This is a genomic window from Leadbettera azotonutricia ZAS-9 (assembly GCF_000214355.1).
Lineage (GTDB): Bacteria > Spirochaetota > Spirochaetia > Treponematales > Breznakiellaceae > Leadbettera > Leadbettera azotonutricia.
Genome location: NC_015577.1, coordinates 2,801,700 through 2,826,180 on the forward strand (window position 1 = coordinate 2,801,700; position 24,481 = coordinate 2,826,180).

Sequence of the window (24,481 nt, forward strand, 5' to 3'; positions counted from 1 at the left end):
TAAAAAATTACTTTTTTCTTCGTGCGCCTTCAGCTCCTTTGCGGCAAAAAAGACCTTACGCCTTGGCCGGAACAGCCACTGCGGGAGCAGTAAGCTTTCTTTTTTCCCGTTTGTTCTTCTGGGCTTCCCAGAGGTTTACAAACCCACAGGCGATGAAAATTGTTGAATATACGCCCGAAGTCATGCCTACGAGGAGGGCAAGGGCAAAATCTTTCATTGAGCCTGTGGTAAAGATAAAGAGGCTCAATACAGCCAGCATAGTAGTAAAAGTAGTAATAATGGTACGGCTCAAGGTTTCGGTGAGGGAACGATCAAGAATTCGCACAAAGGTATCGTCAGGATAAATACGCCGCGATTCCCGGACACGGTCAAAGATAACGATGGTGTCGTTTATCGAATAACCCAGGATTGTGAGTATTGCTGCGATAGTAGTAGTGTTAAACTCCATGCGGGACCAGACCACAAAGGCAACCATGATAAGACCGTCGTGGACAATGGCAAGAACCGCGCCTATGGCGTACTGGGGCTTAAACCGTATAGTTGAATAAAGCAGAATCAAAAGAAGGGTAAGGCCAAGAAGAATACCGGCCTGATCAGCCAGCTGCTTGGAGAAACGGGAACCTACATAGTCAGACTTGTTCACCGCTACCCCGCCATGCCCAAAGGCTGTCTCCAAAGTGGAAATGATCTTTTCCGCAGGGACACCCTGCCCGCCTTCAATATCGCTGTCTTCCATTCGAACCATAAAACGCCGCTCGGCCGGCTCGCCAAGGCTCTGCACAGAAACAGTCCCCAAAGGCAGGAGGGCTGAACGCACATCCTCGATAGGTATCACCTGTTCGTCAGGCGAAAGGTAATGGACGTTGTAGGGAACAGAACCAAGCTGGGGGCTGCTCTGGGCGCTTACCACGAGCCACGAAGACCGTATTGAGCCCACCGAGGAAGAAGCGGAGGCGGAAATGCCGTCAATGGCCTGAAGGCCCCGGACAAGATCATTCACTGCCGGATAAGAAGCAAAGGGGAAATCGTGCTGCTCTTCCTCGACCCCCGCACCCGAAATGACAATAGTCAAATTAGTGCGGCTAAGGGATATGGACGCATTGCCCCTGCCATTATAGGTGACCTGGAAAGCGCCGGGGGCAAACTGAATTTCCTGCAAAAGACCTGCCTGGAAATCGACACCCATATTAAACCCTTCAGTTACATACCCCACTATACCGCCAACAGCCAACAGGATCGATAGTATTATTGCGGGAAGGAAAAATTTTGAAAAAGGAATAATGCGTTTCATTACCGGACCCTCCAGGAAACAGAAAGGTGCTTAGAGCCCATCACATCGGTTCCAAAGTCAAAAATAAGGCGGGACACAAAGAGGGCGGTAAACACCGAGGAGAATACCCCGATAGCCAAGCTCACTGCGAAACCCTGAATAGGGCCTGACCCAAGCTGGGAGAGGAACAGGGCCGCAATAAAGGTGGTGATGTTCGAGTCCATAATGGCCCAGAAAGCCTTGTCGAAGCCTGCGTCAATAGCAGCCTTCCGGCCTTTGCCAAGATGCAATTCTTCTTTCATCCTTTCAAAGATGATGACGTTGGCATCGACAGCCATGCCGATGGTGAGTATAAAACCCGCGATGCTCGGCAGGGTCAAAGTGAAGTTGAAGGCTGAAAGTATGCTGAACATAAAATAGATATTGAGCACCTGGGCTACAACAGCGTTGATGCCCGAACCCTTGTAGAAAAGCAGCATGAAGATCATGACCGCCGCAAGGCCGCCCAAAAGGGCAAAAAGCCCTTGGCGTATGGTGTCCTCGCCCATGCTCGCGCCGATGGACTGCTGGGTGACAACCTCAAGCTCCACAGGCAGGGCAGCCGTCCTCAAGGTGAGAGCTATATTGTTGGCTTCTTCCTGGCCAAAACCAGTGAGCCGCACCGCGTCGCGTATGGCGCTTTGAATAGTTGCCTGGGACTTTATCCTGTCGTCGAGCACTATGGCCATGGGCTTGCCAATATTGTTGGATGTAAGCTTATAGAAGATTTCGCCCCCTTCGGTGCTCAGCATGAAGGTAACTTCAGGCCGGCCGTCAAGGGAATTCCGTTCTACCAGGGCGCTCTGTATGTAGTTGCCGTCCAGGCCAACTTCTTTTTTGACCGCCGCATAGCTTAAATTTCCGGAAGCGTTCCTGGCCTGTTCATCAAGGCCGTAACGATCCTTCGTATAAACACCGTGGATTACCACGTCGGAAGGAATGATAGAGGGGTCCAGGAGATTGCCGTTCGCGTCAAAGGTCGTTGCAGGATGGGCGTTGTAATAGGTATTGAAAGCTTCGGTCGCTTCCTGATCAACCATGTGGAAGGCAAGGCTGCCCCGCCCCATGATGATGTCATTGATGCGCTCGGGGTCCGCGGAACCGGGGATTTCAACATAGATCTGATCCTGCCCCTGTCGGCGTATCACAGGCTCGGTAAGGCCGAATTTATCTATCCTGTTGTTAAGCACTTCAAGGGCGCGGTTAACCGCGTCTTCGCGGTCAGCATCGGTAAGCACCCTGCCGAGGCGTTCCTGGAGAGACTCGAGGTCAGCCTGGAGGACTATGGAAAGCCCCCCCGAAAGATCAAGGCCGAGCTGCACTGCGCTCTTCTGAAGATCCTTCAATTCCAGGATCTCGCTGCGGTATTTGGTTTCGATGGACTCAAGCGCCTCCTGGCGGGAGGTAAACGCCGCCAGCACCGTCTGGGCATCCCATTTGGCAGGACTGGGCTCTTTAGCCCTCTTGTAGATCTTTTTAGCCTCCACGGTCAGAAAGTCCAGCCCCGGGGGCACATCCCCGCCGGCCCTTGCCTGGACAATGAGGTTCTCAAGATCCACCTGGGCGGTCTGCGAGGCATAGGCCTTTATCTGTTCCCGGGAAGCCAATGCCCTGGTCTGTTCCAGCTTGGGAACGAAGAAATACCAGCGTATGGAGGGGGAAAGAAAGACAAAACATACTATTATAATAGCTAGTATGATAAAAAACCGGTATCGTTTACTCATGTTTTCGCTCCGGAGGTGAGGATCCTATTCGCTTTTTTCTTCGGCATCAGATTCGTCCTCAGCCGGGGCTTCGATCTTCTTGTCTTCTTTTTCTTCTTTAGCCTGGCTCTCCACAGAGGAAATAGCGCTGCGGGAGAATTCAAGCTTTATATTGTCGTCCACCCTGACTATGACGGTGCTTTCCTTTACGCTCTGGATAGAGCCATGTATGCCGCCAATGGTAACGATTCTGTCCCCTTTCTTAAGGGCAGACAGCATCTTCTGGGTTTCCTTCTGTTTTTTATTCTGGGGCCGGATAATCAGGAAATAGAAAATCCCGATAATGGCGACCAGAGGCAGGAAATTGATAAGCCCTCCACCAGGAGCAGCCCCTTCAGCACCCTGAGGGGCACCCAACAGCAGGGAAAACACAAATGAATTCATAAAGTAACTTCCTTATATCAAAATGAGTTGAAGAATAGATTAGCATAGAAGAAAAGGAAGGGTCAATACATCGCTAAAGGACGATGGAACGCCGGGCATCAGTAGGGAACACCCCAAAAAGGCGATCCAGCCCCGCAACACCGACCTGAGCCCCAATAAGGCTTCCATAGGCAGAAGCCACCAGCTCAAGCTCAGACGGATCTTTGGAATAGACCGCCGAGGAATAGGCAGCCCTGAAAAGCCCCTTTTCCGCCAATTCCCTGGTCGAAAGCTTCCCATAGCGCTTCCTCGCCTGCCCGTCAATCACCGCCGCAGGCCCGTCATAACCGATGGTGAAAACAAAATCCTCACGTAAAAGCATAAAACCCTTATTTCACAGCCGAAAAATTGTCTTTCGACGCTCCGCAGAGGGGGCAAACCCAGTCCGAAGGCAGCTGCTCAAAAGCCGTCCCCGCCTTTATCCCGCCATTGTCGTCTCCGTTCGCGGGGTCATACACATAACCGCAAAGATCGCATACGTACTTTTGCATGTTTAGCTCCTTATGTATAGAAAGATACTTACATTATGGGAGATTATGGGGGATTTGACAAGCGTAAGGGATTGGTGCCTGGCGCCATTTCACAACAGCCCTGCATACTCCCCCTCGTACCTCTTGAGCTGCGGATTGTCCGGCGCAAGGGCAAGGGCCTGTTTGAGATAGTACACAGCCCGGCGTTCGTCGCGGCGGCGGTGGTAAATCTCGAACATGGCAGTGAGGGCCAGGAGGTTGCGGGGGTCCTCGAAGAGGCTCGAGCGGAGATCGTTCATAATGGCGTCTTCGCTGGCTCTGGTGCGGCTGCGGAGGTAGTGGTAGCGGGCCTTGAGGACGCCGCCTGACATGCCGGTAAGGCGGGTGTCTATCATGCGGGCCGCTTCGTCCTGCCTGCCTGTATCAATCAGTGCGGATATATAGGCGATGATACCTTCCTCGTTGGCGCGGTCCGCCTCGTAGAGTTCCCGCGCATAGGATAGGGCAGCGGCATTGTTGCCCTGGCCGTGTTCAACGGTATAGGCGCTGAGAAGATCCTGGGGAGAACGGCGTTCATCCAGAAGCCTGGCAAGATACGGGCGGGCTTCGGCCCAGGCCTGGCGGCGCACAGCATCCTGAAGGGCAATGGTGACAACCGTGAGGGAGGGGCTGGGATTGGCAAGAAGGCGGCGGAGCAAATCCCGCCCTTCGTTTTGATCTTCCTGCCTTGAAGACTCCATGAGGAGCCTTGCAGCATAAACAGAAGCTTCATCATCTATAGCGCCGGCCGAGCCCCGGAGCAGGGATCGGAGATAGTTAAGGGCAGCGTCGCGGTTGCGGTAGCCCTCGGACTGGACACGGGCGCGGAGGAACAAATAGAGCCTGTTGTTGGGATTAATCGACGCATAGAGATCCAGGGGCGCTTGTGCCTGGAGGAACTGGCCTTCTTCAACCAGCACATGGGCCCGCATCAAAATAAATTCGCCATCCCGGTTGTCCCGCTGCAGTATCTCCGCGATGGCAGGTTCGGCCCTTGACCAGATGCCGGCGCGGTACCAGGCAATGGCAAGCTGCCGCTTTATCTGGAGGTTGTCGGGAAAGCGTATCACCAGATCCTGGAGCAGCTGGGCTGCTTCCTGCCTTTGGCCTTTGGCATCCAGGACACGGGCAAGCCCCAGGGCTGCGGGATAGCAGTCAGAAGAAAGCTGCCAGGCTTTGCTGTATTGGGCATTGGCTTCATCAAGCCGCTGGGAACGCTCGTAAACTATGCCCATAAAAAAAGGAGCCAATAGTGCGGCGGAATTAAGCTCTGCGGCCTTCTGCAAATCAGGCAGGGCAGGGAGGAGCCTTTCGCTTCTTGTCTCAGCATAAAGCGCCAGGAAGGGCAGCACAAATTCCAGATAGTCCTGGGAATTTGCCATCGGGTTAAGGTAGGCCCCCTTCTCGGCATCCCGCAGGATTCGTGTATACACATGAGTCTGGGGAGGATCAATTTGGGGGAGTTGGGGCCCGGTGGCGGAGTACAAAACTTTTAAAAGGGTTGCATCCACATAGTTCATGACTCTGCCGAATTCGGAGTTTCCAAGATCCCGGTTCCTGATAAGCTCCAGGGCTTCAAACAGGGCCGGGGGGGTCCCCTTCTCGACAAGGGAACGAATCTCCTCGGCTATGCCCCCTGTCCTTGGCGGGGCTGGCTGGGGGCTTTCCACAGGGACAGGAATTTCTGCAGGCAGAGGGGTTTCCCGGGTGTCGGGGTTTGAACCGCAAGCCCCAAGAAAGACGCAAAGAATGGCCGCACAAAGGCGCGTCCGGTTGCCCTTCACCGATCCTGATCCCCAGCGCTGTTTCTAGCCCCAAGGGAAATCAGGACCAGGAGCAGCCCCGCAAAGGCAATGAGGAGAGGCCACCAGTTAAGTATGAACTGCTTAAAAGAGAAGCCGACTATGTCGAAGGAGAATGCCAGAAGGGCACAGCCCAAAATCACAAAGACCAGGGCTGGCGCCATGAAGCGGCTGCGGAACGTACCGTAACGCCTCCACCCCGCAGGCACCAGGGCAAGGCCCGAAAAGACTGAAATCAGGGGCCAGGTTTTATAAAAGATATCCCTGGGGATGACATTCAGGGCAGAGAGGAAAAGGAAAAAACCCGCCATGAGGAAAAAAGCGGCAAAAAAGAGGTAAATGGAACTCTTGTTCATCTTTATGGCGAACATCGCCAAGAGTATGCCTGCAATCACGACAAGAAAAGCCAGAAGGACCGAGAATTTCGATGTCCCCGCCAGGGAGCCCAGGAGAAAGGCAGATCCCAGGAACATGAGCAAAAGGCCGATAAAGAAAGAAAGCCATGCGGCAATACGGCGGGAGAACATTGAAGCCATGGTATAAGTATAACCATGAGTCCTTCTCTTGCCAATGGCAATGCGGCATGATAGGCTGAATCTTATGGGGAAAGGGGCGGGCATCAAAAAAATCGCTGTAATCCTGGCGTTTGCGGCCGTTGCGGGTCTTGTTTCGGCCTGTGGCGGGGGGAATCCAAGCCCCAGGGCTGAGCAGAAAATCGATTCCTACTATATTGTGGGCTCAAAAGAGAACCGGGAGACCCTGCGTAATCTCTTTTTGCTCCTCTCCGATGAAAACCCCGGCGGGGAAGAGCAGTTCGCGGTCGCCCGGGAGATAGCCAACAATTTTATGCGGCAAAAGGAATACGCCAAGCTCATCAATTTTCTGACTGCCCGTATTGGCCAGTACCCCGATGATCACTACAACACCTACTACCTTTTCATGACCGCCTTTGCCTATATGCAGGAAGAGGCATACCCTGCCGCGGCCCTCTACTTCGACCTCATTATCAAGAACTACCCCGATTTGACCATATTGGGGGAATCGGTGCATCTTGCCTGCCTGAACCAGCTTATCACCCTGGTGGACAGGAGCGAGCAGAAAGTCTGGTACTATGAAGAACTTATTTCCCGCTTTGCGGACAGGATAGATCTTGGCGCCGCCTACTTCATGCTTGCCCAGGCTTACGAGGAAATAGGCGAGTGGAACAGCGCCATCAAAGCCTATACCCAGTACCTCCCCTTTATGGGTTCCAATGTGCCGGGCTTCCCCAATGCGGACACCTATGCCAAGCAGCTTGTGGACTTCAACAACTCCTCCAAAAACTGGAGCTTCGACAGCCTCAATTCGCTGATAAACACCATCAAGACAGCCCTGGATGCAGGTTCACCCAACAGGCTCGAACAGTACAGGGCAAAGGTAAATTTCTTTGCCCGCACCTGGGAGCAGGAAGCCACCGATGATTCGGGCATGTCGGACTTCAACCTTTCGGACTTTATGCGCATGAGCCGCATACGCTACAACGCCGACCTCGACGCAGGTTCCAACGCCAACGAGGCCTACCTCCGCACCTGGGGCTGGTCCCAATACATCTCCACCTGGTACCTCTATTTCAGGAAAATCTACTTCCCTTCCGACCCCGAAATCCACGGTCGCTGGGAATGGGCCGGCATTTACTATGGCGAAAAATTTTAAAAATTCCCGCATCCTAAAATCGGCTCTATTGGCATGCCTTTTGTGTTTTGGGCGCACCGCGCTGCTGCCCGCGGCAGAATCGGCTGATGCGATTCCCGGTGGGGCGGCAGCCATAAGCCCGACAGAGGCCCTTGTTGAAAATCCTGCCCTGCCACCCAGGCCCCTGCGTTCCCAAAGGGCCGCACGGCCGGATCACCCTTTATACAGGAACGCCCTGCCTCCTCCTTATGCGAATTCAAATTCCGCGCCAATACGGTCGTCCCCAAATTCTCTCCTGACTTCGAGCGCATTGGAGCGCAGCCTTACCCAATACTATATACGCCAATATTCGACCGCCGGCGGGCTCGCATGGCTCAATGCCGTGATGGAGAGGGGAGGACCCTACCTGGGGTTTATACGGAAGGAAATTGAAGAGCGGGGGCTGCCGCCCGAACTCCTCTATCTGCCAGTAATAGAATCACAGTTTTTGGCAAGCGCGGTGAGCAAATCCGGAGCCATGGGGCTCTGGCAGTTTATGAAGAACAGCATTGCCCCCTTTGACATGAAAGTGAACGACTGGGTGGACGAACGCAGGGATTTCTGGAAATCCACCCAGGGCGCCCTCCGCAAGCTTGAAGAGAACTACAATTACTTTGGCGACTGGCCCCTGGCGCTGGCTGCCTACAATGCGGGCCTTGGGGCAATAAACAGAGCAGTAAAAGATTCGGGCCTCAAAAATTATTGGCTCCTATCGGATAAAAAAATCCTTAAAACCGAAACCATACACTACGTGCCCAAGCTTTTGGCAGTGGCACAGATTCTGTCCAACCCCAGGCGTTACGGCCTCAGCCCTCAATGGGCAGAGATCCCCCAATGGACAAGGGTAGCGGTTACACGCCCTGCCGACCTGAACATTTTGGCTTCCGAGGCAGGGCTTGATGCGGCAGAGCTTAAAAAGGCCAACCGCGAACTCATCTATAATATCACTCCCCCGGGATCGGGGTATTCCCTCAAAGCAAGGCTTGAGGATGCCGACAAGATACGCGCGGTGCTTGCCCGTACCGATCTCCCCCTCATCAAGTACTATATACACACCATACGTTCCGGGGACACCCTTCTCGCCCTGGGGCTTCATTACGGGATTTCGGTGGAGCAGATTTTGCAGTCCAACCCGGGAACCCAGGCGCGGTACCTCAAAATTGGCGGGCGCCTCATGATCCCTGCCTTTAAGGACGTGGAGCCCTATATTGCTCCCAAGGCTTCCGCCGTGGGGCTTGTTTTTGCGGGGAACCACCTGGTAAAGCGGGGCGAAACCCTTTGGTCCATTGCCCTGGCCTACGAAGTCGATCCCGAATTGCTGGCCGAGGCCAACAGCATGGGTTTAAATGATGTGCTCCGCGAAGGAAGAAGCCTAAAAACGCCGATAAGAGAGTAAGAAGATGCGCATAAAATTCGGCTTTTTATTGTTCATTCCCCTGCTGTTTTCCCCCTTGTCAGCCCGGGGGCAAACCAGACTCGATCTGTCAGGCACTATAGAATGGGATAAAGGCGAATTGAGCGCAGCAGCCAGCCTCAACCTTGGTTCGGCGGGGATAAAACTCCCCACAGGCCGCATACGGGGCGAGGAGATCCTGGGCGACGAATGGCCGGCCCTCATACGGCCCTACCTTCTCAAGATCCAGGTCGATTCTTCTTCCACCGTCGAAGACCTGGTAAACAACCGGGAAACCACCCTGGCGGAGCTGGACAATATCAGCCTTGAAGCCGCGAAGATCCCCCCGAGCCTTTCGGCGGATCTTGCGTTTATGACCGGCCGCTATACCATCCCCCTCAAAAGCATCAGCGCAGCCTTGATCAGGCACAGGCGGGCTGTCGACCAGGCAAGGCCCTTTATCCCCTCCCCTGCCGCAGACTATACGGGCATAATCATCATCGCCGACACGGAGCTTCCCATTCATGGGAGAAACACTTCCGCCCTTGTCAGGCCCTGCATTTTTCCCAGGGTTTGGGATACCAATATGAACCTTGTTTATGAAAAAAACATGACCGACCCTGCAATCACCGCGTCGGGCACAGGGGCTTTGGTGCGCTATACCAGGGCGGAAAATATTTTCCGCCCAACCCCTTCGGGGATTGACGAAAGCCTTGCCGCTCTTGTGGGCACGAACCCCATAAGGATATTGGCAAGGGCGGTCTTCGGTTCAAGCCCCACAGATCCTGTGATAGACCGTGAAGACGCCCTTGCAATAATCTCTTCAGAAAACAACCGCCGTCTTCTCAGGGAAGGCAGGGTTGCGATTGTGTTAAACGAATCAGTGCTAAAGGTGCCGCTGGGCCGGCAATAGCATTAGCTCCATTACTTCACCATCTCCAGGGTATACTCTTTGCTCCCCAAGCCGTATTCCTCAAGGAACTTGATCTGGGAATAGGGATCTTTGCCGTGGAGCCTTTCAAAGAGGTGGCCTTTGCTTCCCATGGTGCTCCCTGTAGGCACACCCTCGGGGTTGAGCTTTTCGATCTTTATCTGGTCGAGGCTCGCGCTTTCGATGGCGGAAAGATCCCAGGACGACATCACGCCGATATCCGGCACCAGGTAGGGGGTGGTCATGCCCCAGCAGTCGCACATGGCGGTTATGGAAATCAGGAGATTGACAAAGAACACATTGCCGGGCTCGAAGCTGTCCAAAACCGTTTTGGTGCAGAGGGCAAGGCCCTTCTGGAAATCGAGGTAGCTGGAATCCGTAAGGGTGATTGCTCCGGTGGGGCATACCTTGAGGCAGTGCTGGCAGAGGGTACAGTTGTGGAAATTCACCTCGTACTCGCCCTTGTCGTTGAAGGAGTTAGCCTGGTGGTTGCATGCGCCAATGCAGGCTTCGCAATGGGTGCACTTGTCCTTGTCCCACTTGAGGCCCCCTTCCAGCCCGTGCTGTTCACGGCGGGTGCGGTCAGAAACACAGCCCATGGAGATATTCTTGACGGCTCCGCCATAAGCGCAGCATCCGTGGCCTTTGACATGGGCAAAGTCGATGAGAAAATCGGCGTCATGGATGAGGCCCGCAATATCCACATGCTTAAAAGTTTTCCAGTTGACTTCTTTGGTGTAAATGTATTTGCCCAGGTGGCCCGCAGCCTCCACTATGGGAGCGCCTATGCTCTCCTGGGTATAGCCCCGGTGTTCAGGATGCCGCTGGGCTATATAATGATCCGTAAAAAAGCAATTCCCCCCATGGGCCCGAACGAATTCCGCAAGGAGCCTCATGAATACAGGGGGTATGGTAGAATACCCAATTTCGGAACCCACATGGATCTTGATTGCAACGTTCTTGCCTTTTACCTTGTCCCCAAGGCCCGATGCCTCAAGCTGCCTTTCCATTTTCCTGGGCAGGGTCTGGTTTGCCTCGTAAGCGGCATACGCCATGTCAGAAAAATAAACCTTTGATGCCATTCTTTATTCCTCTCTTTTAATAAGCTTGTAAGAGGATCTTAAATGTTAACGTTAAGGTTAAGTCAAGTGACCTGAAGCTAAAGCCCTGGTTTTGCCCTGATTTTTTCAGCCAAAACGGGAAGCCCCAGGGCCTCGAAAATACCTGCAGCCCTTTTATATGCGGCTTCGGCATCAGAGGCATTACCCATTTTCAGGTACACATCCCCCAGGGCCTGCCAGCTCGAAGCAAGGCCAAAGCCGTTTTCTGCCCGACGGTCGAAACTTATGGCTGTACGCAAGGCTTCCGCAGCCCTGTTATAACTGCCGGACACTGAACGTATGGACGCGATAAGGTACCAATCGTAGGCAGCTTCCTCGAGGTAGCGGTTCTTCTCGTGAATTTCCAAAGCCCGGCGCACAATGTATTCGGCTTCGGGATAGCGGGCCAGTTCTTTCTCCGCCATACCGAGCACAAGGTTCCCGGAGGCTTCACCCATGGGATCCGACTTCATGGCAGAAAGGGCCGCCCTCACTTCAACCTTGATGGCTTCGACAGCTGCAGGATCTGCAATGCCGGAACTTCCGGCCATGAGCAGGACCAGCTGCCCCCTTGCCCTGGCGATCCGGGCCTGGGAAACAAGGTTCACGATCCCTGCATTCTCGCCTTCTTTTTGGGCATAATCCCAATTGGAAAAAGCTTCGTCATGGCGGCCCATGGAAAAGAGTATATTCCCCCGGGACAGGGAGCATTTAATGAGCAGGCCGGGATCGTCCACGCTTACCGCTGTCACCCAGGCATCCTCAAGTATAAGGAGGGCATCGTTATAGCGGCCCTGGTTGGCAGTCCTGTTGGCAAGGTCGAGCTGGCTTGCAGCCATATTGCGGTCGGTCAACACCTCAAGGGGTTTCTTGGGCGCGGAAGAACAACTGAAAAATGTTAGCAGCAATACTGTTAAAATCGAAACAGAATAAATCGTATTAGTGTTAATTGGTATTATAGGCTTTTTCATGTCCTTCCTCAAAACTGTATATCCCTGGGGCTGGTGCCGCTGGACTGCACTTCTACCCTTTCGGGTATGCCTTTGCGGAGCAGGGGGTTGTTTGTCAAAGCCACGAGCACATCTTCTGCGGTTTTAAGCGTAACCCTGAGGTCTGTAATAACCCCCGCAAGGGCAGGCATCTGCCCGGGTATAAAGGCAGTGGTCCTGTCGAGGTTGTCGAGAATTCCCGAAACAGAATTGAGGGAATCCACAATGCTTAAATAGAGAGGGCCCGAAGTATCCAGGGCAGTCATAACTACCCCGGAAGGATTTGCGAGTTCCGAGGAGAGAGTGTTCAAATCTGCCAGAATGGGGTTGATGCGTTCAAGCTCATTGTCGAGCAAATGCTTGACATCATCAATGTCTGCCAAAAGTATATCCACATCTGACAAAATTGTATCGGCGGCCCTGTTCACAGTACCCGGAATGGTTTCGAGCCCCGCGACAGTGCGATCGACCCCGCCGACTATCCTGCCTATGGCGGTAGAGTCAGTGCCGGTGATAAGGGCTTCGTTAACCTGGAACAGGGTACGGTTAACAGCATCCATCACAGAACTTGCCCGGTTTAGGAGAAGCGAAATGGAATCGTCATGGCGGGGCTCGTCCGCCAGCCCCTGGCGTATAAAGTCCCTGGCCTCGGCAGAACCAACGGCAGGCACAAAATCGCCGTACGCCAAACGCTCTTCGCCCTTGCCTGCATGGAAAAGGAACTGGTTCCCCAGCCCTATAGGGCTCACCATAAGTTCTACCATGGAGCCTTTTCTTACCCTGTCCACATAGAGATCCTGAATCCGGAAGACAACTTCAACCTGATCGTTTTCCGCCAGGCCAAAGGACTGGACATTGCCTATGGTAAAGCCCCTGTAGAGAACCGGCATGTTTTTGCTTAAGCCTGCCGCAGAGACGAATGAAGAATGGTATGAATAATCTTTTGCGAACCAGCGCTGGGAACTCCCCAACATGACAATAATGAAAACCAGAGAAGCCAGGGCAAGGATAATGAAAATGCCAACAATCTGATCGGCAAAGCGTATCCTGAATTTCATGAAGCGATTCCCCTTTCCACATACCGGGACAGATCCTCATCCTCTTCCATCTGTTCCCGGGAAAGCTTGAGGAAGAACTGCCCCCCAAGGATCATGAGCACATAGTCTGCCATGTTTTTGATGATCCGGAAATCGTGGCTTACCAGGAGAACCGTGTGGTGTTCATTCTGCTGGGCATGCACCAGGGAAATGAGCCGCTGGGCAGCCGAATCATCCAGGGACTCTGTCCACTCGTCAAGAAAAAGGAGCTTTGGCCTGCAGAGCATAGCCCTGGCAAATGCGATGAGCTTCTGCTCCCCCATGGAAAGCAGGGAAGGCCGTATGGAAAGATCCCGCTTATAGCCCACATCCCTCAGCACTGATTGTATGCGGTTTTCCCGCTCTGATTGGGGCATCCTGGGGAAGTGTATCCTTAAGGGAAGCTCCAGGATCTGATAGAGGTTCTGGTTTGCCCAGAGGGCAGAATCCTGGAAGACCATGGAGCCCTCTCGCCTGAAGTCGAGGTTGTCCTGGCGGTTCATATGGGTGATATTCTGGCCCCTAAAGGACACTTCCCCCTCGCTAGGCACGAGGAGGCCCGCAGTGAGCTTGAGGATAGTGCTCTTGCCGCTCCCCGAAGGACCCACCAGGGCGGTGGTCTTCCCTTCTTCGAACTGATGGGAAAAGTTTTTCACCACTATCCGGTTTTGAGCGACAAAGGAAACATTCTTCAATTCCAAAATTACTGCCATTGCCCCAGCCTTACACCATTATATAGTAAAGGGCGGAAAGTAATATATCCACCAAAATGCACCAGCCAAAAGAAGCGCCCACCGCCTTAAGGCCCGCTATGGGGACCTCGGTGCTTGATCGCTCCACTGCCAAACCCTTGACTATGGCCACCACAGAAATAATAATGCCAAAGGTTATACTCTTTATAACTGAAACAATGATATCCGGCAAGCTCAGGCTCAAAAGGATGTTCCCAAAGTAAACCGAGGCAGGCATGGGGTTAAATATCTGGGCCACTGCAAAGGAGCCCGCCAGGCCGAAGACCGAAAAGAAAATGTTCAGCATAAAAAGCGAAATCGTTACCCCCAAAAAACGGGGGACCGCCAGGTACTCGATGGGGTCTACCCCTACAGATATATAGGCCTCTATCTCGTGGGAAATCACCATGCCTGCCATTTCAGTGGCAATAGCCGTAGCCGATCGGGCTATGATGATGAAGGCAGTGAGGAGAGGCCCCAGTTCCCTGGTAATAATGGTGATGAGCAGGGGGTAGATGTAGGCTTCCTGGGAAAACTGGGCCAAAAAAGGTATGCCTATGACATTGACCGCAGCCCCAATGCCCAGGGCAAGAAGGGTGGAGATACTCAGGGCTTCCACAAAGGTAAAGAGTATCTGCATAATGAGGACCCTATGAGCCGCCTGACCCCGGCGGACAAACTGGCCCACCCCTTTGAGGATTTGGACAAAAAAACCCAAAGCATAGAAAAGGGATTTTATTGCAGCGCCCATTGGTATATTATACATAATAGGGGAATTTTAGTATATTAGGATATCATGCAGGAAAACCAAGCAGCGGGAACAGAAGAGTCGAGCCAGGCAAAATTCAGCTTTCTGGCCCGTATGAGCCACGAAATGCGTACCCCCCTCAATGCTATTCTCGGCATGACAACCATTGCCCAAAGCTCCATTGAAGATCCTGAAAAAGTAATCCACTGCCTCAGCAAAATCAACGAGGCTTCCCTTCACCTGCTGGGGATGATCAACGACATCCTGGACATGTCCAGGATTGAATCGGGCAAACTGGAATTCCACAGTGCCGAATTCGACTTTGAAGAGATGATAAAGGGCATAATCTCCTCCATGCAGTTCAGCATGAACGAGAAGAAGCAGAATTTCAAACTTTTCCTTGATCCCAGCCTGCCCAGGACCGTTATCTCGGACCAGAAGAGCCTCATCCAGGTTATAACCAACCTCCTTGGCAATGCGATCAAGTTCACCCCCGCAGAAGGCAATATCAGCCTAAAGGTCAAAAAGCTCGCCGAAGGGGACGGGTCCTGCACCCTGAAGCTGGATGTGGCGGATTCGGGCATAGGCATAAGCCCTGAGGCCAAAGAAAAACTCTACGCCCTTTTTGAGCAGGCAGATGGCAGCATAGACCGTAAATTTGAAGGCATCGGCCTGGGCCTGGCCATTACCAAAAGCATACTGGATCTCATGGGCGGCGATATTTCCGTACAATCCGAACAGGGCAGGGGAACCTGCTTCACCGTCAAATTCGCTGTGGAGATGGTTAAAGCCAAAGAGCCCGAGGCAGTCAAGGCGGGCGCCATATTCACGGGCCGCTGCTTGCTGCTGGCCGAGGATGTGGAGATAAACCGCGAAATCATCATTTCCCTTCTGGAAGATACGGGCATTGCCATTGAATGCGCCAAAAACGGCATCCAGGCACTCAGCATGTTCGAAGCAGCCCCTTCCAAATACAGTATCATACTCATGGACATACACATGCCTGAAATGGACGGCTACGAAACCACCCGCAAAATACGGCACTCTGCTGCGGAGGAGGCATTCTCCATACCCATAGTGGCCCTCACAGCCAATGTCTTCAATGAAGATATTGAAAAGTGCCACAAGGCAGGCATGAACGATCACCTGGGAAAACCCATAGTCTACAACGATCTCGTAAAAATGCTTGAGAAGTATCTTTTAAGCAATTAACGGAAACAATGCCGGAATATCAGATTTGGAACTCCCGGGCTATTCTTTCTCGCAGTTCTGCAATTTGCCGCTTCACTTCTTCGGGCGCAGGCCCTCCCTTAAGGCTGCGGGCTTTTACGCAGGCAGCGGGGGTAATGGCATCGTAGATATCCGGTTCAAAAAGCGCAGAGCGGGTTTTGAGTTCAGCCAGGGTGCGATCCGCAATGCGGTTCTGCCCCGCCTGAATGCAGTCCCTGACAATCAGGGCGGCAGCCTCGTGGGCTTTGCGGAAAGGAAGGCCCTTGCGTACCAGGTATTCTGCGGCGTCGGTGGCTTCAAGGAAACCTCCGGTACAGGCGGCTTCCATGCGTTCGGTGCTGAATGCCGCAGTGCTCATCATACCCCTGAACATGCGGAGGCAATTACGGACAGTATCGAGACTGTCAAAAAGGCTCTCCTTGTCTTCCTGAAGATCCTTGTCGTATGCATAGGGCAGACCTTTTAACAAAGCGAGGAGGGTCACCAGATTACCGACTGTCCGGCCCGACTTGCCCCTGATAAGTTCCGCAAAATCGGGGTTCTTCTTCTGGGGCATTATCGAAGATCCGGTGCTCCAGGATTCAGCCAAATTGATGAATTTAAATTCCTCGCTGGCCCAGATCACCACATCCTCGCAGAAACGGGAAAGATGGATCATGGTGATTGCACAGGCCGACGAAAGCTCCAGGGTGAAATCCCTGTCCGCCACAGAATCCATGGCGTTGAGGGTCGGCCCGGCAAAGCCAAGGGCCGCGGCAGTTGCATGGCGATCCAGAGGGAGGCCCGAACCTGCCAACGCCCCTGATCCAAGGGGGCACTCATCCAGGCGTTCTAATGCATCCGCAAAGCGGGAAAGATCCCGCTCAAGCCCAGCGCACCAGGCACAGAAATGATACCCCAGGGTCACAGGCTGTGCCCGCTGGAGGTGGGTATAGCCGGGCATGACAGAATCAATATGCTTTTCAGCCTGATCAAGAAGGGCGGAAACAGTCTCGCGAAGTTCAGCCTGCAATTCGGGCACAGCCCGCTTGAGGTAGAGCCTGAAATCCACCGCCACCTGATCATTGCGGCTCCTGCCGGCGTGAACCATGCGGCCCTCGTCGCCCAGCCTTTGGGTAAGGACGCCTTCGACAAAGGAATGAATATCCTCGGCATTGGGATCTATGGCAAGCTTCCCGGCCACAAGCTCGTCAGCGATTTGGGCAAGTTCCTTATCCAGCTTTTCCGCCGCCTCTTTAGGTATAATTCCCTGCTTGCCCAGCATGGCTGCATGGGCGCGGCTTCCGGCAATATCATCCAAAGCGAGGCGCTGATCAACAGAGATAGAAGCCTGAAAGGCAAACGCCTCGGCTTCCGGTTTCTCGGATAAACGCCCCGCCCAGAGTACATCGGGCGGCTTTCTGTTAGAGTCCAAATAACGCTCCTGCATTCTCGAATTTTTTTATTTTTTCTTTGATTTAGCTTTGGGTTTCGCAGTATCGCTTTTAACCGCAGCAGTCTTTCCCTTCTTCTTATCCTGTTCCATAAGCGCCCGTACCAATACGGGAAGCCCGTAGAGCCTGATAAAGCCCTTGGCGTCGGCGTGGTTATACAGCTCGCCGGTAGTAAAACTGGCAATACTGGTGTTGTAAAGAGAATAGGGGCTTGTGACGCCTGCGGAGCTGATACTGCCTTTGTAAAGCTTGACGCGCACCTTGCCAGTCACGGTTTTCTGGGTAGTGTCTATAAATGCGGAGAGGGCTTCGCGCAGGGGCGTGAACCAGAGGCCGCCGTAGATGACTTCGGCCATCTTTAAGCTGACCTGCTGCTTGAACGCGTAGGTTTGCCTGTCGAGGCAAAGATGCTCCAGCTCCTGGTGGGCGTAATAGAGTATGCTTCCACCGGGAGTCTCGTAGACGCCGCGGCTCTTCATGCCGACCACGCGGTTTTCAACAAGGTCGATGAGGCCCACGCCATTGGCGCCGCCTATCTTGTTGAGGGCCAGGATCAGGGCAACGCCATCCATCTTTTTGCCGTTCAGGGCCGTCGGAATTCCCTTCTCGAATTCTATTTCCACATATTCAGCCTTATTGGGGGCCTTCTCGGGGGGCACGGTTATTTTGAGCATGCGCTTCAGCGAAGGCTCGTTGGCGGGATCTTCAAGCTCAAGGCCCTCGTGGGAAATATGCCAGAGATTATCGTCCCGGCTGTAGGAATCCTTCTTCTTCATGGGCACGGGGATCTTCCTGCGCTGGAGATAGCGGATCTCCTCTTCCCTGCTCTTGAGCCGCCATGTCCGCCAGGGGGCAATAATTTCGATATCAGGGGCAAAGGCCATGATGCCCAGATCAAAACGCACCTGGTCATTTCCCTTGCCGGTGGCGCCATGGGCTATGGCAGTCGCATTTTCCTTGCGGGCATAATCCACAAGCACCTTGGCAATGAGGGGCCTGGCGGTCGAAGTACCCAGAAGGTATTTATCTTCATAGAGGGCATTGGCCTTGAGGGCAGGCCACACATATTCCTCTACATATTCTTTTTTGACATCCGCCACATAGCAGGCAGAGGCGCCTGTATCCAGGGCGCGTTTTTTGATGGTTTTCCAGTCAGCTTCCTGACCAACATCCACGCAGACCGCGATAACGTCGCAGTCCTGGTTTTCCTTCAGCCAGGGGATAATCACCGTTGTATCAAGCCCGCCCGAATAGGCCAGGACAATCTTCTTCTTCATAATTGTTCATTACTCCTATAATGCAATAGTAGCATAAATGCGGGGAAATTTAATAGTATTATGCCATAATGCCGAAAGAAAATGTGCCCTTTTTTGAGATTTTCGGCCCTGTAATGATAGGGCCTTCAAGTTCCCACACTGCGGGGGTGGCCCGCATCTGTTTCCTTGCAAGGAAAATGTTCGGCGCTCTCCCCGTCAGGGCCAGGATACTGTTTTATGGTTCCCTGGCCGCCACCTGGAAAGGCCACGGTTCGGGAGACGCAGCCATAGCGGGCCTTTTGGGCATACCCCCCGAAGATGAGCGGCTTTCGCAGGGCAGCGCTATCCTCAAAGACTTTGAAGCCGAAGACCGGGGCTTCCCTGTTTTTATAGAAGAATGCCGGGAGCTGCCCCCAAGCTGGCACCCCAACAGCCTTGTGGTGGAACTTTTTGGAGCCAGGGGGCAGGGTCCGGATCATCTGGCAATCAGGGCTTCCAGCATAGGCGGGGGTTCCATCAGGATTGACGAGATAGACGGATTCCAGGTGAACCTTTCAGGGGAACTTGAAGCCCTGCTCATACTGCACCACGATGAAATCGGGGTGATAGCCCAGGTGTCCCGCATTTTGGCCAACGAGAAAATCAACATCGCGGGAACTTCAAGCCACCGCAAAGAAAAAGGCGAAGAAGCCCTTCTTGTGGTGGAGGCGGACGGCAAGATCCCCCAATATGCCGCCGATCAAATCACCGCCCTGGCCCCGGTTTACCGGGTCATTTCCGTACCCTCCCTGGTGGATCTATGAAATACAGGTTCAACAGCTTTACTGAACTTTCCCAGATATTGGAAGAAGAAAAAATTCCCGCCCCCCGATACATGATTAAGCGTGAAATGTTTATTTCAGGATCGTCGGAAGAAGCGGTTATCAAAGAACTTGACCGCCGTATCGAAGTAACAAGGCAAGCCCTGATCAAAGGGCTGGAACATCCCCAGCATTCCCGTTCGGGCCTCACCAAAGGCGCCGCAAATGCCTTTACCTCAGCGGAAAGGGGACTCGTCGGCGATGCCCTTTTCAGGCGGGCAGTTGCCTACTCTTTGGCAATTAACGAAGTGAACGCCTGCGGCGGCAAGGTGGTGTCCTTTCCCACAGCAGGTTCAAGCGGCATAGTCCCGGGTGTGATTTGGGCCTGGCATGATTGCAAGCGGGGCGCCGGAGCCGTCCCCCAAAAACCCCACCGGTTTAGCCTCCCTGTAGCAAAACCCCTAAGCCCACCCTACACAGCGGAACTACGGGAAGCATTTTTAATTTCAGGTCTTGTAGGCATACTCATCTCCCAGGGGGCTACCCTGGCAGGTTCCGAAGGAGGCTGTCAGGCTGAATGCGGATCAGCAGGAGCCATGGCTGCCTGCGCCGTCTCATGGCTTGAAGGGCTGCCCCTGGATAAGTGTTTTTCCGCCGCAGCCTTGTCGCTGAAAAATTCCCTGGGCCTCGCCTGCGATCCCGTCGCGGGCCTTGTGGAAGTTCCCTGCGTTAAGCGTAATGCCTTTGTCGCGGTCAATGCTTTGACTGCGGCGGACATGACCCTTGCGGGCATCGAAAGCGTCATACCCTTTGACGAGGTGGTCTGGGCTATGAAGCAGATAGGCGACTCCATACCGCTGGCGATTAAGGAAACCGCCATGGGCGGGCTGGCGTTGACTCCGACGGGTAAGGCGTTTAAGGAAAGGACACGAGGAGTTTTATGAAAAGAGCTTAATACAACGGTTGAAATGGTATAAACACATTAAGCAATTTGATAATGCATTTAACCCTTTTGGTTAAAGCGTTTAAGCTCTTAGGTTAAAGCATTTGATCCCGGTGCTTAAAGCATTTATAAAAAAATATAAATCATTTGGCCAGATAGTACAAAAATTCATAAAACCGGTCAAAACAGCCATCAAAACAGGGAGTTGCTTCATTCTCCGGGACGGTTTTATCATACAGATCTAAGGGTATATCATGCAGGCAGACAGCTATAAGCATGGGTTTTACCCGTCGACGGGCCGAAATGCCCTGTTGTTTATATCCATCGAACAGTATGTTTATATGTTCGGTATAAACCATTTAATGAACCTGGTTAAACACTTTAAGGGACTTGGTTAAACGATTCAACGAATCCGGTTAAACGCTTTAAGCAGCCTGGTTAAACAGAGTATGCTTTTTTATAAAAGCGCCTAAAAAACCCGCCGGAAGCCGGCGGGGAAGCAATGAGCCCAGGATAGGGCCCTGTACCGGGTGCCTATCCTGCCTTGAGCCCTTACAGCTTGGTTTCTCCCTCTTTGTTCGGCGGCAATTCCGTCTCAGGGCGCTTTACATGGGGAAACTGCTTTTTCAAACGCAGGTAAAGGGGCTTTGCCCCAGCCTGGCCGCTCTTGGACGCCTCCCGCAGATAGCGGTGGATGCTCAGGGCATTCTGGTATGCACTGTTGCTCAGGAGGATTTCGCTGCTCCTGATATAATCCATGAGCTTTTTGGCCTCGTTTTGCAGTTGTGACAGCACCTTTACATTGGACATGTCCTGGTTTAAATCATCAACACTGAGATAGCTCGGAATATACCCGGTATTTTTCAGTGCAATGACATGTGCTGTTTCCACAAACCCCAGACGCTTGATTCCTATCGCGTTTTTTGACTTCTTGGGCTTTGGGCTTAGCTTTTTGAGCGTAAGAGCAAAAGAGCTGTTAATTCCTTCCAGTTTGCCCAGCATTTCGCTGAAAGCATCAACCGGGAGATCCGATTTTTGAGCTGTAGCAGCCATAAAAAACTCCTTCGGCATCAATCCGCCGGTTCATAGCCGGCATTATGAAACCTTAATGATTTGAGATAACTTCAATATTTGATATATTAGAGTTATCTCATATATTAAATATAGCAAATAAATCTGAAAAGTCAACAAAAAATGTAAAATTTATCAAAAATATCTATTTTTTGGATTGTCAATGATAGCTTTTTTCTTGCCCATCCCGTAAAGTATGGTCCGCGTTGACGCTTTCCTGTTCCCATGGTATAAAGACACACTACATTCACAAAACGGAGGAAAATATGTTCGCGCCTACGGTGGCCCTTTCAGTCTAACCGCGTATTCGCGGCGTCTTACGCACAAACCCTCTTTTACAATGCAGGGGCGGATATGCGGTTTTCTCTTTACCAAACCACTGGAGGAAAGCCATGTCCGCAGGACAAAACAATACAGAACAGCAAAAAACAATAGTCGTGGAGACTGAAAAGCTGACCAAGGAATACCGGCGTTTCGAGAAGGAGCCGGGGCTTTTGGGAAGCGTTAAAAGCCTTTTTAACCGGAAATTCGTTACCAAAACCGCAGTGGACAGCCTGGACTTAAAAATAAGCCAGGGGGAGTTCACCGCCCTTATCGGGCCCAACGGGGCGGGCAAGACCACCCTGGTCAAAATGCTCACAGGCATAATCGCGCCCAGTTCCGGCAGGATCTCGGTGCTGGGGTATTATCCCAATAAACTGGAAAACGCCTTTAAGCGGCAGTATGCCGTGGTCATGGGTCAGAAGAGCCAGCTCTTTTTCGAGCTGACCCCTTTGGATACCTTTGCCCTTTTCAGGGAACTCTACAATATCCCTCCCGATGTGTATAAGCGGAACGTGGATTACTTTGTGGACATCTTCGGCGTGTCCGGCCTCCTCAATGTGCAGGTGAGGACCCTCTCCCTGGGGGAACGGATGAAGATGGAACTTATCACCGCCCTCCTTCACAGCCCCCAGATCCTGTTCCTGGACGAGCCGACTATCGGTCTTGACGCGGCGGCCCAGCGTCAGATCCGGACCTTCCTCCGGGAGGTGAACCGCGAACAGGGCACGACCATCATCCTGACTTCCCACTATATGGAAGATGTGCGCAGCCTCTGCGGACGCAGCATAGTGATTTCCGGGGGCAGGAAAATATACGACGGGGATACGGAGCGCCTCTTTGCCTCCTACCAGATACACAAAAAGATCACCCTCCTCTTTGAAACCGAATGTACCTTTGCCGCGCCTCCCGGAGCCGTGGTGATTGAACAGAGCCCCTGGAAGGCTGTCTTCATGGTTCCCAAGGAACAGAGCGGGGAACTGCTTCAAAGTATCATCGCCCTCTATCCCCTCAGGGACATTACGGTGGAAGAAGACGACCTGGGCGGCGTGGTGGAGCGCATTTACACCGCAGGCGGGGAGGCGCGGTGATGAAAAAATATCTTGAAGTCGCCAGGGTGCTTTTCAAGACCCAGCTGGTGTACCGCTTTGATGTGATCATGAGCGCCCTTACCGTTGCAGGGCGGGCGCTCTTTGCATGGATACTCTGGGGCGCGGTTTTCGCGAGCCGGGAACAGGTGGGGGCTTTTACCTTCCGTACTATGCTGTCCTACTATATTGTCAGCGCCTTCCTCGCGTCACTGGATCTGTCCGAAGGGATCAGCGGCGAAGTTTCGGCCCGCATCAGAAACGGCACCTTTTCCAAGTTTATGGTTATCCCCGCAGGTCCTCAGCGCTATTTTCTGGCCCAGAATTTCGGGGCGGCTGCTTACTACGGGCTTTTCGGTTTAGCCTGCGCCGCCGTCATGGTTTTCATCTTCCGTCTTGACCTTGCCATTACAGACAGCCGGTTGATTTTTTTCTGCGCCTTTATAATGGAGGGGATAGGACTTGTCTTTATGGCGAGCTATCACTATTTCATTGGGATACTCTGTTTTAAATTCCAGGATACCAGCTTTTTCATCTATGTCCAGGGACACATTATCGCGTTTACCTCCGGCATCCTTATCCCCCTTTCCCTTCTGCCCGATGGAGTCAGGGCTCTTTTCAGGTTTCTGCCGTTTTATTACGTTAATTACCTGCCGGCCATGCTTCTCACCGGGCAGGAAGTAAAGGCCGAAGCCCTGCCGGGGCTTTTAATCATAAGCGCGTGGGTTGTTTTTATGCTCACTGCAAGCCGCGCCATGTACCATCATCTGCGCGTTCACTACGATGGAGTGGGAATATGATTTCATCCAATCTACGTTTCATCCTGCTTCTCATCAAATTAAAACTATCCCATTTAATGGTGTTCCGCTTAAGTTTCTTCGGCGCCTTCTTTGCCGACGGACTCCTCTTCATCATCCAGATTGTTACTTTTAGCGTGATCTACTCCGGCGTGGATTCCATAGGCGGCTGGAGCCGGGGGCAGATGCTTATCTTCATCGGCACTTTTTCCCTGATCAACGCCCTGAATATGGTGATCTACTTTTTCGGGGTTATCACCATACCGGACAAGATACGCCAGGGGGGCCTCGATCTTTACCTGACCAAACCAGTCAGTCCCCTCCTCCGCCTGACCTTTGAAAACGTAGATCCCGGCTCCCTTCCCCTAATCGTTCTCTCGGGCCTCATCATCGCTTACGGGGTTCAGGTAGAGGGTATTGTTCCCGGCCCCGGCGTTATTCCGGGCTATTGCGCCCTGGTCATCCTTATGACACTGCTCTATTACGACATGGAACTTATCTTTCGTACCATTCCGTTTTTTACCCAGTCCATGGGCACCGCCGACAGGCTGGAAGGGGAAATGCTCAATTTGAATTTTAAAATACCCGGGGTTTTGTACAAGGGAGCATTCAAGATTGTGTTTTACTTTATCCTGCCCTACGGAATCATGGCCACGGTTCCTGTGCAGTTTCTGACAGGGACTCTCTCCCCCGCCGCTCTTGCTCGGGCGGCAGGAACGGCGATTCTGTTTACGATCTTTGCCCTGTGGTTCTGGCGCTTCGGGCTAAGGCATTACAAGAGCGCGAGCAGTTAGCTGCGATTCGCTTGACGAATGAAAGAATAGCAATATTATTTACCGAATTTATTGATTGCAGTGCATTTAAAGAATTCAACGAACCCAGGAAATTTTCTGTATTGGAATCAACAACCCCGCGGCAAGCCGCGAGGTATGTTGTTCTCTTAAGGAATTGGACTCGGGGCTTAATACCTTTTTAACCGCCCCAAGGGGCGGGGTATTAACCCCCTCGCCACGAATCAAAAATACTATATGATCCAAATAAAAATAGACTCAAAAAAA

Annotated in this window: 24 protein-coding genes; 9 read left to right on the plus strand and 15 right to left on the minus strand. The window is 52.7% G+C overall.

Annotation, left to right across the window (positions count from 1 at the left end; all coding sequences use genetic code 11):
- Positions 1–55: 55 nt before the first annotated feature.
- From secF to TREAZ_RS12305, 7 genes are all read right to left on the minus strand, one after another.
- Positions 56–1,291 (minus strand): protein translocase subunit SecF, encoded by a 1,236-nt coding sequence (gene secF / locus TREAZ_RS12275; protein WP_015712191.1) that lies wholly within the window; start codon positions 1,289–1,291, stop codon positions 56–58.
- Positions 1,291–3,033, minus strand: coding sequence for a protein translocase subunit SecD (gene secD, locus TREAZ_RS12280; protein ID WP_015712192.1), 1,743 nt, complete (start codon positions 3,031–3,033; stop codon positions 1,291–1,293). Before secD ends, secF begins: the two co-directional genes overlap by 1 nt.
- Positions 3,034–3,057: 24 nt before the next feature.
- Positions 3,058–3,456, minus strand: a complete 399-nt coding sequence (gene yajC / locus TREAZ_RS12285; RefSeq protein ID WP_015712193.1) for a preprotein translocase subunit YajC — start codon at positions 3,454–3,456, stop codon at positions 3,058–3,060.
- A 73-nt stretch (positions 3,457–3,529) separates the two neighbouring features.
- Positions 3,530–3,817, minus strand: coding sequence for a hypothetical protein (locus tag TREAZ_RS12290; protein ID WP_015712194.1), 288 nt, complete (start codon positions 3,815–3,817; stop codon positions 3,530–3,532).
- A 7-nt stretch (positions 3,818–3,824) separates the two neighbouring features.
- Complete coding sequence (gene rd / locus TREAZ_RS12295; protein ID WP_015712195.1) at positions 3,825–3,986, minus strand: rubredoxin; 162 nt, start codon at positions 3,984–3,986, stop codon at positions 3,825–3,827.
- 89 nt (positions 3,987–4,075) lie between these two features.
- Positions 4,076–5,788 (minus strand): tetratricopeptide repeat protein, encoded by a 1,713-nt coding sequence (locus tag TREAZ_RS12300; protein WP_015712196.1) that lies wholly within the window; start codon positions 5,786–5,788, stop codon positions 4,076–4,078.
- A complete protein-coding gene (locus TREAZ_RS12305) occupies positions 5,785–6,342 on the minus strand; it encodes a LiaI-LiaF-like domain-containing protein (protein ID WP_015712197.1) in 558 nt (185 codons plus the stop codon). The genes TREAZ_RS12300 and TREAZ_RS12305 overlap by 4 nt, the downstream gene beginning before the upstream one ends.
- Before the next feature lie 64 nt (positions 6,343–6,406).
- Between TREAZ_RS12305 and TREAZ_RS12310 the strand changes: the two genes are divergently transcribed.
- The 3 genes from TREAZ_RS12310 to TREAZ_RS12320 are packed head-to-tail and all read left to right on the plus strand — an operon-like array spanning position 6,407 to position 9,822.
- A complete protein-coding gene (locus TREAZ_RS12310; protein ID WP_015712198.1) occupies positions 6,407–7,498 on the plus strand; it encodes a tetratricopeptide repeat protein in 1,092 nt (363 codons plus the stop codon).
- Positions 7,482–8,912, plus strand: coding sequence for a lytic transglycosylase domain-containing protein (locus tag TREAZ_RS12315; protein ID WP_015712199.1), 1,431 nt, complete (start codon positions 7,482–7,484; stop codon positions 8,910–8,912). Before TREAZ_RS12310 ends, TREAZ_RS12315 begins: the two co-directional genes overlap by 17 nt.
- A gap of 4 nt (positions 8,913–8,916) precedes the next feature.
- Positions 8,917–9,822 (plus strand): hypothetical protein, encoded by a 906-nt coding sequence (locus tag TREAZ_RS12320; RefSeq protein ID WP_015712200.1) that lies wholly within the window; start codon positions 8,917–8,919, stop codon positions 9,820–9,822.
- 11 nt (positions 9,823–9,833) lie between these two features.
- Here TREAZ_RS12320 and TREAZ_RS12325 read toward each other — a convergent pair whose 3' ends face one another.
- From TREAZ_RS12325 to TREAZ_RS12345, 5 genes are all read right to left on the minus strand, one after another.
- The gene (locus tag TREAZ_RS12325; RefSeq protein ID WP_015712201.1) at positions 9,834–10,922 is read right to left on the minus strand and encodes a DUF362 domain-containing protein; all 1,089 of its coding nucleotides are present in this window, start codon (positions 10,920–10,922) and stop codon (positions 9,834–9,836) included.
- Between the two features lie 77 nt (positions 10,923–10,999).
- Positions 11,000–11,911 (minus strand): tetratricopeptide repeat protein, encoded by a 912-nt coding sequence (locus tag TREAZ_RS12330; protein WP_015712202.1) that lies wholly within the window; start codon positions 11,909–11,911, stop codon positions 11,000–11,002.
- 8 nt (positions 11,912–11,919) lie between these two features.
- The gene (locus tag TREAZ_RS12335) at positions 11,920–12,987 is read right to left on the minus strand and encodes an MlaD family protein (protein ID WP_015712203.1); all 1,068 of its coding nucleotides are present in this window, start codon (positions 12,985–12,987) and stop codon (positions 11,920–11,922) included.
- A complete protein-coding gene (locus TREAZ_RS12340; protein WP_015712204.1) occupies positions 12,984–13,718 on the minus strand; it encodes an ATP-binding cassette domain-containing protein in 735 nt (244 codons plus the stop codon). Before TREAZ_RS12340 ends, TREAZ_RS12335 begins: the two co-directional genes overlap by 4 nt.
- A gap of 10 nt (positions 13,719–13,728) precedes the next feature.
- Positions 13,729–14,487, minus strand: a complete 759-nt coding sequence (locus tag TREAZ_RS12345; RefSeq protein ID WP_174269489.1) for an ABC transporter permease — start codon at positions 14,485–14,487, stop codon at positions 13,729–13,731.
- A 45-nt stretch (positions 14,488–14,532) separates the two neighbouring features.
- Between TREAZ_RS12345 and TREAZ_RS12350 the strand changes: the two genes are divergently transcribed.
- Positions 14,533–15,696 carry an ATP-binding protein gene (locus tag TREAZ_RS12350; protein ID WP_015712207.1) on the plus strand — a complete coding sequence of 388 codons (1,164 nt, stop codon included), beginning with the start codon at positions 14,533–14,535 and terminating at the stop codon, positions 15,694–15,696.
- A 19-nt stretch (positions 15,697–15,715) separates the two neighbouring features.
- Here the strand turns inward: TREAZ_RS12350 and argH are convergent, their stop codons facing one another.
- Together argH and TREAZ_RS12360 are read right to left on the minus strand one after the other, a co-directional pair.
- Complete coding sequence (argH, locus tag TREAZ_RS12355; protein WP_015712208.1) at positions 15,716–17,128, minus strand: argininosuccinate lyase; 1,413 nt, start codon at positions 17,126–17,128, stop codon at positions 15,716–15,718.
- A 27-nt stretch (positions 17,129–17,155) separates the two neighbouring features.
- A complete protein-coding gene (locus TREAZ_RS12360; RefSeq protein ID WP_015712209.1) occupies positions 17,156–18,424 on the minus strand; it encodes an argininosuccinate synthase in 1,269 nt (422 codons plus the stop codon).
- Between the two features lie 68 nt (positions 18,425–18,492).
- Between TREAZ_RS12360 and TREAZ_RS12365 the strand changes: the two genes are divergently transcribed.
- Positions 18,493–19,206 carry a serine dehydratase beta chain gene (locus TREAZ_RS12365; protein ID WP_015712210.1) on the plus strand — a complete coding sequence of 238 codons (714 nt, stop codon included), beginning with the start codon at positions 18,493–18,495 and terminating at the stop codon, positions 19,204–19,206.
- Positions 19,203–20,147, plus strand: a complete 945-nt coding sequence (locus TREAZ_RS12370; protein ID WP_015712211.1) for an L-serine ammonia-lyase, iron-sulfur-dependent, subunit alpha — start codon at positions 19,203–19,205, stop codon at positions 20,145–20,147. Before TREAZ_RS12365 ends, TREAZ_RS12370 begins: the two co-directional genes overlap by 4 nt.
- Before the next feature lie 551 nt (positions 20,148–20,698).
- Here TREAZ_RS12370 and TREAZ_RS12375 read toward each other — a convergent pair.
- Entirely contained in the window at positions 20,699–21,199 is a 501-nt protein-coding gene (locus TREAZ_RS12375; protein ID WP_015712213.1) for a hypothetical protein, read from the minus strand.
- Between the two features lie 410 nt (positions 21,200–21,609).
- On the opposite strand from TREAZ_RS12375, the gene TREAZ_RS12380 reads away from it, so the two are divergent.
- From TREAZ_RS12380 to TREAZ_RS12390, 3 genes are read left to right on the plus strand one after another with little or no spacing between them, the layout of a single operon-like run.
- Entirely contained in the window at positions 21,610–22,629 is a 1,020-nt protein-coding gene (locus TREAZ_RS12380) for an ABC transporter ATP-binding protein (RefSeq protein ID WP_015712214.1), read from the plus strand.
- Positions 22,629–23,426: an ABC transporter permease gene (locus tag TREAZ_RS12385; protein ID WP_015712215.1), complete on the plus strand. Its 798-nt coding sequence runs from the start codon at positions 22,629–22,631 to the stop codon at positions 23,424–23,426. Before TREAZ_RS12380 ends, TREAZ_RS12385 begins: the two co-directional genes overlap by 1 nt.
- Positions 23,423–24,217 (plus strand): ABC transporter permease, encoded by a 795-nt coding sequence (locus tag TREAZ_RS12390; RefSeq protein WP_015712216.1) that lies wholly within the window; start codon positions 23,423–23,425, stop codon positions 24,215–24,217. Before TREAZ_RS12385 ends, TREAZ_RS12390 begins: the two co-directional genes overlap by 4 nt.
- Positions 24,218–24,481: the final 264 nt, after the last annotated feature.